This window comes from Methylomonas koyamae (assembly GCF_019669905.1).
GTDB lineage: Bacteria > Pseudomonadota > Gammaproteobacteria > Methylococcales > Methylomonadaceae > Methylomonas > Methylomonas koyamae.
In genome coordinates, this window is record NZ_AP019777.1 from 80,789 (window position 1) to 92,452 (window position 11,664).

At 56.7% G+C, this 11,664-nt stretch carries 9 protein-coding genes; 6 read left to right on the forward strand and 3 right to left on the reverse strand.

Translation table 11 applies throughout. The annotated features are described in order from the left end of the window. The first annotated feature begins 653 nt into the window (after positions 1-653). Positions 654-1,817: an FIST signal transduction protein gene (locus MKFW12EY_RS00390; protein ID WP_054763325.1), complete on the forward strand. Its 1,164-nt coding sequence runs from the start codon at positions 654-656 to the stop codon at positions 1,815-1,817. Continuing rightward, a complete protein-coding gene (locus tag MKFW12EY_RS00395) occupies positions 1,814-3,685 on the forward strand; it encodes a putative bifunctional diguanylate cyclase/phosphodiesterase (protein WP_221053807.1) in 1,872 nt (623 codons plus the stop codon). Before MKFW12EY_RS00390 ends, MKFW12EY_RS00395 begins: the two co-directional genes overlap by 4 nt. A gap of 35 nt (positions 3,686-3,720) precedes the next feature. On the opposite strand, the gene MKFW12EY_RS00400 is transcribed toward MKFW12EY_RS00395, so the two are convergent. After that, a complete protein-coding gene (locus MKFW12EY_RS00400) occupies positions 3,721-4,743 on the reverse strand; it encodes a sensor domain-containing diguanylate cyclase (RefSeq protein WP_221053808.1) in 1,023 nt (340 codons plus the stop codon). Positions 4,744-4,962: 219 nt separating this feature from the next. Here MKFW12EY_RS00400 and MKFW12EY_RS00405 point away from each other — a divergent pair, with 219 nt between their 5' ends. After that, the gene (locus MKFW12EY_RS00405) at positions 4,963-5,433 is read left to right on the forward strand and encodes a hypothetical protein (RefSeq protein WP_054763321.1); all 471 of its coding nucleotides are present in this window, start codon (positions 4,963-4,965) and stop codon (positions 5,431-5,433) included. 25 nt (positions 5,434-5,458) lie between these two features. Beyond that, complete coding sequence (locus tag MKFW12EY_RS00410; RefSeq protein WP_221053809.1) at positions 5,459-6,013, forward strand: GNAT family N-acetyltransferase; 555 nt, start codon at positions 5,459-5,461, stop codon at positions 6,011-6,013. 155 nt (positions 6,014-6,168) lie between these two features. Here MKFW12EY_RS00410 and MKFW12EY_RS00415 read toward each other — a convergent pair whose 3' ends face one another. Next, on the reverse strand, positions 6,169-7,869 hold the full coding sequence (locus MKFW12EY_RS00415) for a hypothetical protein (RefSeq protein ID WP_221053810.1): 1,701 nt from the start codon (positions 7,867-7,869) through the stop codon (positions 6,169-6,171). Beyond that, positions 7,839-9,371, reverse strand: coding sequence for a DUF1175 family protein (locus MKFW12EY_RS00420; protein ID WP_221053811.1), 1,533 nt, complete (start codon positions 9,369-9,371; stop codon positions 7,839-7,841). The genes MKFW12EY_RS00415 and MKFW12EY_RS00420 overlap by 31 nt, the downstream gene beginning before the upstream one ends. A gap of 492 nt (positions 9,372-9,863) precedes the next feature. Here MKFW12EY_RS00420 and MKFW12EY_RS22950 point away from each other — a divergent pair, with 492 nt between their 5' ends. Then, positions 9,864-10,043, forward strand: coding sequence for a transposase (locus MKFW12EY_RS22950; protein WP_245006399.1), 180 nt, complete (start codon positions 9,864-9,866; stop codon positions 10,041-10,043). Positions 10,044-10,316: 273 nt separating this feature from the next. Continuing rightward, on the forward strand, positions 10,317-11,600 hold the full coding sequence (locus tag MKFW12EY_RS00430; RefSeq protein ID WP_054760798.1) for a Cdc6/Cdc18 family protein: 1,284 nt from the start codon (positions 10,317-10,319) through the stop codon (positions 11,598-11,600). Positions 11,601-11,664: the final 64 nt, after the last annotated feature.

Sequence of the window (11,664 nt, forward strand, 5' to 3'; positions counted from 1 at the left end):
CTTTAATGGTACGCGATGCGTACCCTACATCTGATGTGCAATTAGCATTCGATCAAGCGCTACAGGCTCCGAACCGTACATACAGAAAGGAAGCCCAACAGTCCGCTTTTGGCCGGACGGCGCCACTCGGGGGAGGGACTGGAACCATGTAGCGATTTCGTCGAAACGTTCAATTCCCCGCCGATTACCAGCAAGTAGCCTCGATGGAATCGAGGATTCGAAGGCCAGCACCCTTAAAATTTGCCGAGACTAGTCTGATGATGGATTGGGCGACACCCTCGATTCCGCTAACGCTGCATCGAGGCTACGCAAGCCCGGTAGGGTACGCACCGCGTACCTTCTGACTTTTGCTCTCCATGATGGCTCGAATGGTACGCGGTGCGTACCCTACATCTATTATGCAATTAGCTTTTGATCGAGGGTTATAGGTTCCAAACCAGGCATACAGAAAGCAAGCCCAACAGGCAGCTTTTGGCCGCTCGCCGCCACTGGCGATTTTTAATCGGAATCCCCAATTTCCCGCCGATTACCGGCGCCACCCCGGCGAAGCTGCACGAAAACTGTGCGCCAGCCAGCGCGGTGCTGCTCCCGGTTTTTACATTTTCCCTTACGCCAAGTATGCTTTCCGCCGGAACGGTTATGGAGCACGCACAATGGGGCTGGGAAGTTTTGCCTATTTTCCCTCAATCGATTTACCCGCCATCGAAAGCCGGTTGGCGGAATGGCGCGCGGTTTTTCCGGAAATGGGGGTGCTGGCTTTGTTTCCGGAAGCCGAAAAGGCGCTGATTCCGGCATTGCAGGCCTTATGTAACGATTGCGGTCTGCCGCTGTGCGGCGCGATATTTCCGCAGTTGGTCTACGCTACCGATTTTCGCAGTCACGGCCTGTGCCTGCTGCGTTTCGACCGGATGCCCTACACCGCGCTGTTCGAGGTACCGCGGCAGGACGGGATCGGTGCGGCCGAGGCCGCCGACACCATTGCCGGCCATATCGGCCGCCATCTCGAAGACGATGTGCCGGCTACCTTGTTTTTAATGCTGGATGCGCTGCTGCCGAACATCGGTTCCCTGCTCGACGAGCTTTACCTGCGCCTGGCCAATCGCGTGCATTACGCCGGCGCCAATGCCGGCAGCGAGACTTTTCAAGCCATGCCCTGCTTGTTCGACAACCAGCGGATTATCGGCAGCGGCGTGTTGGCGATGTTGCTGAAGCCGCATTTCGGCGCGGTGTTGGAGCACGGCTACCGCAGCGAAGCCGAAACGTTGCCGGCCACTTCGACCGACCGCAACCGGATCATCCATATCGATTGGCGGCCGGCATTCGAGGTTTACCAGGAACTGGTACGAGCCAAGTTCGGCGTCGAGATTACCCGCGATAACTTTTACCAATACGCGGTGCATTTTCCGTTCGGCATTCTCCGCGCCAACCACACGACCTTGGTGCGGATTCCGGTCATGCTCGATGCGGACAACGCGCTGTACTGCATCGGCGAAGTGCCGCCCCATTCGATGTTGGCGCTATTGGACGCACCGCAAGTCGATTCGCCGGATACCTTGCAAACCCTGCACGGCGGATTGTCCAAACTCAGCGGCGATCCGGCCGGTCAAGAGTTGCTGCTGTTTTATTGCGCCGGCCGCCGCCAACATCTGGGTGCGGCCGCCGCCGGCGAAGAATTGGCGATTTTTCGGAATTTGAGCCAAGCATCCGCCATCGCCGGCGGTCTGGCGTTGGGCGAAATCGGCGATACCACGCTGTGGGGATACCCTTTGTTTCATAACGCGACCGTGGTTAGCGCCGCCTGGACGAATCCCGCATGAGGCACGACGACGTCATTCCGGTTTTGTACGAAATGGCGATGACAATCGGCGGCGAGATCAGTTTGCAGCCGCTGCTGACCCGCACCCTGCAACGCCTGCTGTATTTCACCTCGTTTCCGGCCGGTTTCATTTGCCTTGATTTGGTCCCGAGCGCAGCGGCCGGCGAGGCTTATCTGGACGCGGCGCTTTTGGCCGCGATCGGCGATTTTCAATTAATCAAACACATCGGCGACAGAATAACGCTACCCGCCGCCTTGGCGCTGGGTCCGGCGGCTCGGGAAGACGACCGGGCCGCGTTATTCTCCAGATTGCCGGTGAGTCCGGACCGCTACCGGGCGTTTCTGCGCTTGCCGATAACCGACATCGGCGTCGTGATTCTGATGGCACCGATCATGCCGGAAACCCATCTGCCGCTGACGCGGATGTTCGAGCCGATCATGGCACATTTGGCCAGGGCAATATTGCTGTGCCGGCATTACGATCAACATACCTCGCAACTGATAGCCGACAAACGCCAGGCCGACCAACGCGCCGATTTTCTGGCTTTGCACGACGGCTTGACCGGGCTGCCGAACCGGGCATTGCTGCTCGACCGCATTCAGCAAGCGATGGCGATGGCCAGCCACAACGGCCAATACGGCGCGCTGTTGACGCTGAACCTCGACCATTTCAAGCAACTCAACGACATTTACGGTTACGAGACCTGCGACAAGATTCTGGTCGAAACCGCGCGCCGGCTGGAGCATTGTGTGCGGGAGGGCGATACCGTGGCCCGCTTCGGCGGCGACGAATTTGTCTTGCTGCTGTGGCCGTTGTCGGTATCGAAGCAGGAAGCGGCGATTCAGGCCGAAGCCATCGCCCAAAAGGCGCAGCAGGCGCTGCTAACGCCTTACCAATGCGACTCGCGCGGTTTGCTGGCGACGTTCAGCATCGGCATCAGCCTGTTCCGGGCGCATGGCGACAGCCTGGAAAGCCTGCTGAAAAATGCCGAAACCTCGTTGTACCAGGCCAAAACCGCCGGCCGCAATACCATCCGCTTCTTCGATCCGGGGATACAAGCCGCGATGATGCAGCGGCTGGAATTGGAGGCCGACTTGCTGTCTGCAATACGCGGCAACCAACTCGAGCTTTATTACCAAGTCCAGGTCAACGACCGCGGGCTGGCCACCGGCGCCGAGGCTTTGATCCGCTGGCACCATCCGCGGCGCGGCATGGTTTCGCCGGCGGTATTCATCCCGTTGGCGGAAGAAAACGGGGCGATTATCGAAATGGGCGATTGGGTGCTGGCCGAGGCTTGCCGCCGGCTTGCAGCCTGGCAGTCCGATCCGCGGCTAGGTCGGCTGGAGGTGGCCGTCAACGTCAGTGCGATTCAGTTTCAACAACAGGACTTTACCGCCAAGGTCGGCGCGCTGTTGGCCGAATACCCGTCGGTGTCGCAACGCTTGAAACTGGAGCTGACCGAAAGCGTGCTGTTGAATCGGGCCGAGGATGCAATCGAAAAAATCCGTTTGCTAAAAAACCAGGGCATCCGCTTTTCGCTGGACGATTTCGGTACCGGTTATTCGTCGCTGGCCTACTTGAAGCGCTTGCCGCTGGACCAATTGAAAATCGACCAAAGTTTTGTCCGCGATATCGCCAGCGACCCGAGCGCCGCGGCGATCACCCAAACCATTATCGCGATGGCGCAGACATTAGGCTTGGAGGTCATCGCCGAAGGTGTGGAAACGCAGGAACAATTGGCGTTGCTGAGGAATTTCGGCTGCCGCCATTACCAGGGTTATCTGTTGAGCCGGCCGCTGTCGGTCGGCCAATTCCAGGCCTTGCTGGCCGGCGGCAACCCGCTGTTAGATGCGGCCGAGGCGGAATGACGCCAAACCGCAGCGCCGCGCCGGTTTGACCGGCGTCAAGCCCTGACAGTCGTGGGGTTCGGCTGCGGCCGGTAACGCCGCTTCGCTTGATACATGCGCAGGTCGGCAATCTCAAGCAAGGCATTGATATCGCCGCTATCGTCGGGAAACTGGGCGGAACCGATACTGGCGGACAGCGCATAGCCCCTGTTCTCGAACGAAAACGGCGCCGCGATGGCCGAATTGATCCGGGCGACGGCCGCGGCAATGCCGTCGCCGGAATCGACCGGATGCAAAATCACGCCGAATTCGTCGCCGCCCAAACGCGAAACGGTATCGGATATGCGGGACGATGTGCCCAACCGGTTGGAAAACTCCCGAATGATCGCATCGCCGATCCGGTGGCCGAACGAATCGTTGACTTGCTTCAGGCCGTCCATGTCGATCATCAGGATGCCTATCGTTTGCGCTTGGCGGCTCGACAGTAAAGCCCGGAGCCGGTCCATGAACAGAGACCGGTTGGTCAGTCCGGTCAAATCGTCGTGCGTCGCTTTATAAAACAGATCGTCGATATCGTATTTGGTCGCAAAAAACATCGCCGCCGCCACCTGTTCGGACAGCAGTTGCAGCAGGCCGATCTCGATTTCGCTAAATTTATGGGGCTGCACCGACACCGCCTTCAATACGCCGACGATGGTGCCTTTGTGGTTCAACGGCACTACCAACATCGAACGCAAACCGATTTTCCGGCAGGCCGCGATGTCGACGCGAGCGTCGGTTTCGGCATCGTCGCAAACCAAGGTCTTGCCGCCGGTAACCGCCAGGCCGGATAAGCTTTGCGCTATTTTCAACCGCAATCCCAAATGGGGAGCGGTAATGCCGGCGCAAGCCCGGTAGACCATGTCGCCATCCTCGGCCAATTCGATGGCGGCGCCTTCCGCACTCAACAACGCTAGCGTCCGCTGCGCGACCAGAGCCATCACGCCGCCCAAATCCAAGCCCAATTGCGCGATTTCGGTTTGCAGATTGATTACTTCCAACAATTTTTCCGGCGGTGGCAGCATGACGATAGCGTGCATAAGATGAGGAATTTTCGGCACAGCACAACTTTAGTGCCTCCAGCACGGAAGAGCAATATCAGAACGGGCCGTTGCCGGGGGCGTGGCGGCGTTAACCCGCCGCGTTTTTGATCGCGGGCATTCCGTTCCAGTTGGTTTACCTCGTATCTGGCGGTTTCCGGCGACAACTCCGAGCCCGTTTCGGTATAGTGCGGTTGAATTTTTTGCCGGATGACGACGATGAAAAAACTGTTGCTGACGCTGCTTGCGGTGCTGCTGATTATCGAGGAATGGCTGTGGGACTTTCTGTCCGCGTGCGGCCATTATCTGGCGCTGTGGTTGCGGCTGGAAAGCGTCGAGCGCTGGTTGAGCCGGACCTCGCCGCCGATGGCCTTGTTGGCGATTGCGGTGCCGATAATGATCGTCACGCCGATCAATTTGGCGGCGCTATCGCTATTGGTACACGGACTGCTGTTGCAAGGCATCTTGCTGGAACTGTTCGCCAAGTTACTGGGTACCTTGCTGGTGGCGCGGGTGTTCAGCCTGACCAAGCCGCAACTGCTGACTTTTACGCCGATTGCCTTTATCTACCATACCGTCAGCGGTTGGCTGCGTTGGGCGCATGGCAAAATCGCCGAGACCGCCATTTACCGCTTCGCCAAGCAACTGAAAGCGGACGTCAAAGCCAAAATCAAAGCCTGGTTGGCTTGATTGGCGACCGGATCGGGAGCGGGCTGTGGCATTGGAGTTTAGCCGGGCGGAAGCGGCCGACGCCGAGGCGTTGGCGCAATTGGTCAATTCGGCTTACCGCGGCGACGCCAGCCGCTTGGGCTGGACCACCGAAGCCGACTTGCTCGACGGCCGCCGAATCGACGCCGCCGGGATTCTCGATTTGCTGGCCGAATCCGATTCGCTGATTTTGGCCTGTAAACGGCAAAACCGACTTTTGGGATCGGTGCATTTGCGCCATGCCGCGGGGCAGGTGCATATCGGCATGTTGGCGGTCAGTCCGGCGCATCAGGGCCAGGGTATCGGCAAACAACTTTTGCAGCAGGCCGAGCAATGGGCGGCACGAACCTGGCCGGTCAGGATTTTTGTCATGGCCGTGATTCCGCAGCGGCGGGAATTGATCGAGTTTTACCAGCGCCGCGGTTATCGCCGTACCGGCCGTATCGAACCCTTCCCCGAGAACCCGGCACTATGGACGCCCAAAGTCGGCGGCTTGTGTCTGGAACTGCTGGAAAAGCCGGTGCAGCAGGCTCAGACGTCGCTTAACTCCGGCGATTATTAACCCGGCCCTTAAATAGCGTTCGCCTTTATGCCCTTGAGGGTGCTGAGCCTGTTGAAGGGTATGCTGCAAAAGGGCTTCGACGCGCTCAGCCCGAACGGAATACCAGTGATTAAACGGGCCGGGTTAGTAAACCAAATGCGCTGGGCGGCGCCGCTTCAATCGGCGGCGGCCGCCACGGCTTGAGCGACCAATTTCCCTTGCAAGCGAGCGCCGGAGGCATTGTCCGCCACCCGGCCGGCGTAGCTGAGCAGCGGCAGATTGCCGAACAGCTTGTCGCCGTCCCGGCGCATCGTGGCTTTGGCGGCTTCGTAGTCTTGCTGCCAGCGCGGCGCGAATTCGTTGGCGTCCTGGTTGGCGCCGGCGCCGCCGGCCAGAAACAATTCGCGGGCGGCCGTAGCGGGATTGACGAAGGCAAGCAACTGCGCATCCTGCAAGCGTTGTTTCTCGGCGCCGCGCTGCCAATCCAGCGGGCTCAGCGATTGTTTGTTGCAGGCGTCTTTCATCCGCGTCAGCAAATTCGCCGAACTGGCGGCAAGGAACAGGCTGCCGCCGGCGCACTCGGCGCCGAGGTCCGGATTTTTCAGGTATTGGGCATAGGCCGGGCTGGCTTGCGGCTGGCCGGGATTGGCAACGACGACGCCGACCGCGCCGGCCGGATCGTCGGGGCTGAAATCCCACACCACGCCGATGCCGGCCGGCTCCGGGCCGGGCGGGTTGGCCGACGGGCCGGCCGCGGCCAGTTTGCGCCAATCGTCGCCGGTAAGGTCCGGCGGCAACGCCAGACTGGCGGCGAAGCCGGCGAAAGCGTCGTGCGGCATGCTGGCGACTACGCCGTCGAACAAACGTGGGTGCAATTGGCGCTGCCAGCTTGCTGCCGGCAAGTTTAACCAGCCGGGTTCGGCGCCATTCAGCGCAAAATCCCAGCGGATTGGGTAGCTTTCCGCGCCGGCCATTACCGGCAGCAGATGGGCGACGAAGGCCTCGCTGCGCATTACCAGACTGAGCGGCGCATCGCCGCCGCTGGTTTCCGGCGCGATGTTGTCCAATACGTTCAGTAAGGCTTCCAGGCTTTGCGCCAGATAAATTCGGCCGTCGTATTCGGTGACGAACAGTTTTTGCAGGCCGATGCGGGCTTCCAGAATCGGTTCCGGCAATTTGCCGACCCGGTAGCCGCTGCTGGCCAGCACGCCGGCCAGCGCCGGCATGGCCTGGTCGGCAAAGCGGCTGGCGCTGCGGCTATAACCGATCACCCAACCCTGGCTGCCGTGGGCCATGTCGTAATGCAGCTCGGCGTTGGCGCCGACCGCGTCGCGCAGCACCTGCAGCAGGAAGTCGCCTTGTATGCCTTGCAGATTGAGCTGTTCGGCTTTGACGTGCAGGCTTTGCAGCAGGCCGAAGAACAGCCCTTTGACGAAGCGGTTATCGACCAGGCGTTGCACTTCGGCTTGCTGGTCCCACCACTGTAAAAACGCCTCGCCCTGGTTGAAGTACAGCGTAAACGCCACCGGGTGCTTGCGTACATACCAGGCGGCGCGTTTCGGACAGTTGGCCGGGCGCTTCACGGAAACATCGACTGCCGTAGCCGAACCGGTGTCGCCGCCTACCAGCGCCGGGCAGCGTTCGTCGCCGGCCGGAACCTCGTCGTTGCTGCCGACCAGCGAATTGGCGGCGTCCAGATCCTGATTGGCCGAGTCGCGCAATTTCACGGTCAATTCCAGCAGCGGCAGATCGGCGCGGACCAACTTGGCCAACGGTTGCCGGGCCACTTCCCGGTAGATCGCCACGCCGGCGCCGGCAGCCAAGACTATGCCGGCGGCGATGGCGGTCAGGCGTTTTGCGGGCGTAAGCGGTTCCATTCGAACACTCCAAGGAAATAGGGATTTTCCGGGCGGGGAATCCAGACCGGGTCGGGCGAGTTCAGCAATTCGGCGACGCGCACCACCCGTACCTGGCCCTCGCTGCCTTGGGCACCGTTATGGTAAACGGCCAGGCTTTCGGCGCGGCCGGCGGCGAACAGCATCAAATGATAGGGCTCGTCGTTGAGCAACGGCTTTTGGTAAACCAGCAAATCGCCGCTTTGCGCCGCCGCCAGATCGCGCGATTTCAAACGAAAGTTATAGCCGATCAGGGTTTCGGCGTCGGCAAAATGGCCGTAACGCGGCAAGCCGTTACTTACCCCCGTCTGCCAGAGCTGCGGATAATTCGGCAAGGTTTTCCGGGCCTGCTCCGACACGGCCGGCAAATTCAATTTGGCCGGGATGCCGAGCTTGGCAGTGCGGGCCGCATCGCGCGGTTCCAGCGCGGTGCGGTAAGCGAAGCGGACCAGGCCGGCGCAGTCGCGTTGTTTCGGTTCCCACAACGGGCTGGGTTTGCGGGCCTGTAGCAGCGCGACGTTGGTGACGGCTTCCCGCAGCGCTTCGGCATCCGGTGCCGGCAAATAGCTCAAATCCTCGCCGCTGTCTTCGCCTTCGCGCTTGGGTTCCTGTTTGATGTACTCCCTGATTTCGGCCGGCATGTCGCGCTCCGCGTCCTGCCCCGGCACGTAAATTTTCGCCGGTTGCCGGTTGCCCTGGATCGCGACGTAAGCCAGGGTTTGGGTCTCGCCGGGCCGAGCCAAAGGTTTTTGCACCCGGCGCCGGCTTTCGCTCGGCAGGCCTTCGTCGAGAATGATGTCCAGGTTGGCTAGCGTGTGTTGCACCGCACCGCCCGGCCAATAATTGGTATCGATGCGGAACACGCCGACCGGCGGCGCCGGATGCACGTATAAATAAGGCCCGTAGCCGGCTTGGTCGAAATTGTCGCCGTTCGAATTCAAAAAGAAAATGCCGCCGCTGCTGGAGTTGGTATCGGCCCAATAGACGTGGCTTTTGTCCGGTTCGTAGATGTGCAGGTCGGTATAGACGCCGTCGCTGTCGCTGGTCAGGATCACTTTCAAGGGTATCGGCGAAATCACCGCGTCCACCGTCGCCGAGGCTTTGGCAACGCCGGCGGCATTGGCGCATTCGGCAATCACGCTGTTTTTGCCCTTCGCGGCCGGGAAGGCGCGGCTGAAGCTGCCGTTGGCATTGCGGACGTAATACCGCACGCCGTTGATATTCACCACGACCGGATCGGCTGCCGGGTCGGAACAGGTGCCGGCGACGGTGATTTGTAAGCCGCTGGTCCAACCGCCGGCTGGCTTACTCAGCGCGATGGTCGGCGCTTCGGCCGGGCTGGTGCTGAACGGCGTTTGCTGGCCGCGCCGGGCCAGAATATCGGGATCGTCGCTGGGCGCGGCGGGACAGTGAGCCGATACCGCCAGCCAGGCCAGGGATAACCCGGACAGCCGGTATCGGTTGAGCAAGCTAAATTTCCGCATCCAGGCCTCCACAGCAACGGCATCTCATTCGGTGCTGGAAATGTAGCAATCAAATCCGCTAACGGCAAATCTGAGCCAGGTTGTTTGACTTTACCGGCGTTTGACTTTACCGGCTTCCTTAATTTTATGCTAGCGTTGTGGCGGTAAAAAGATATTGCGCTTTTTGTTCAATACCAATGACCCTGAGCCGAAAGTTAAGATTTAATTTGCGGTGCCAGCAAATGATAAATAAGCTGAGATTCAAATCTGATAGCGCTCGGTTAATTGTGGGCTTAATAGGATGTGCCGACGTTAGCAGGCGCATCGTTCGTGTATCAAACAAGGCATGACAGAATACCGACGTTTTTACATACCAAATGCTATGTGGTTTTTTACCGTGAATCTTGCCGAACGGAACAACAATCACCTGCTGATTGATAATATTGATGAATTAAAAAAGCTTTTCGACATGTTAAACAACGCAAGCCCCTTCATATCGAGGCCGTCGTTATTATGCCGGACCATTTGCATTGTATTTGGACATTGCCGCCCAACGACGGCGATTTCTCTGTAATATGGAATATGTTGAAAGGAAGATTTTCTAGAGCGATTGATCGCGGCGAAAGAATTTCAAAAAGCCGTCAAAAACGCCGTGAGCGTGGGATCTGGAAACGGCGTTTTGGGCGCATTTGATTCAAGACCAAGACGATTAAAATCGCCATGTCGATTATATTCATTGGAATCCGGTAAAGCATGGTTATGTTGAACATGTAATTTACCGGATGTATTAAAGTTTTCACCGTGATGTGAAACAAGGCGTTTATGAAAAAAAATTGGAGGAATAATTCAAATAATGAGATTGACGGTATCGAGTGACACGACCGATGCGCCTCCTAACGTCGGCACATCCTATTTGCGCAACTTATCGGGTTTGCATGTATAATCTAGAAGCGGAATTAATTTAAAATGGAAAAGCCAACACTTACCCAAATTGAGAATGCCTTTTTGCCTGCCAAGGAAATAGCCGACTCTGAAAGGTTTGCGGGACGGAAAGACGCAATATCAGATGCTTTTTATGCATTAATTGCCGAAGGGACAAATATAGCTGTTGTAGGAAATAGAGGTATAGGAAAAACATCCTTAGCTCGTCAGATAACAAACATTAGTTCGGGAGATAATTCTATTCTCGAGAAGCTCGGCATTTCAAATGATGGGATTCTTGATTATCTATCCATTTACTTGGCTTGCGGAAATCAAGTTAGTTCAACTGAGGAGCTTCTAGAAAGGTTGCTGACGTCATCAACCTGTCTGGTTGATTGGATATACGATGTTCCAAATGCCAAGAAAGTTATGATGAGTTATTCGCCTAAGTTTACCGCAAAAGTATTTGGCGTAGGCGTTGAGCTAAGCGGATCTAAAGCTTCAGAAGCAACAATGGCACCGGTGCTAAAAGACCATCCGGTCGATGTCGTTTTTTCAAATGTGGTAGATGCAATTGTAAAAGAGGGTGTGGCTAAGAATGGAATACTAATAATAATAGATGAATTTGATCAAATATCCAACCCATCGGGTTTTGCATCTTTCCTAAAAGCGCTTGCTACAAATTCACCTAAAGTAAAATTCTGTATCGTTGGTGTTGCAAAAGACATTCAGATGCTTATGAAAGAGCACGAGTCGAGCGATCGATTATTTTCTGGCAGTATAATTACTATGGAGCCAATGGCAAATGATGAGCTTGAAAATATTATTGATAATGCAGAAAAATTCATTGATAACTATATAACTTTTCATCAAGCCGCTAGAGACAAAATCATACAATTGGCTAATGGACATCCTTATATGGTCCATATGATAGGAAAATTTTCACTTAGAGCTGCATATCAGGAAGGTAAGTCAGTTATAACAGAAGAAAATATAATTCAGACTTTAGCAAATATAGCGGAAAGAAAGGCAGACCCCGTTTTAGAAGGAAAATATCGAAAAGCCGTTGCATCTTCACCACAAAGAGAAATAGTTCTACGAGCATTGGCCAAAGTGCAGGATTCGCATAATGAAGTTTGGACTACGAATGCATATAAGATAGCCCTGGATGATGGAGTGGATAATTCAAGTCAGTACGTCGGACAACTTGTTTCCGAGGAGTACGGTGCTGAAATCGAAAAGCTTCGGGAGCGTTACTATCGATTTAAGGATTCACTATTTCATGCATATGTGTTGGCTCGACCTAAAATGTATCAACAGAAAAGCTAATCGTTAAGGACGGCTTTTGGATTTTTTGTGGCCCACCCACTACTTTTTGAACCTCCCAACGTGG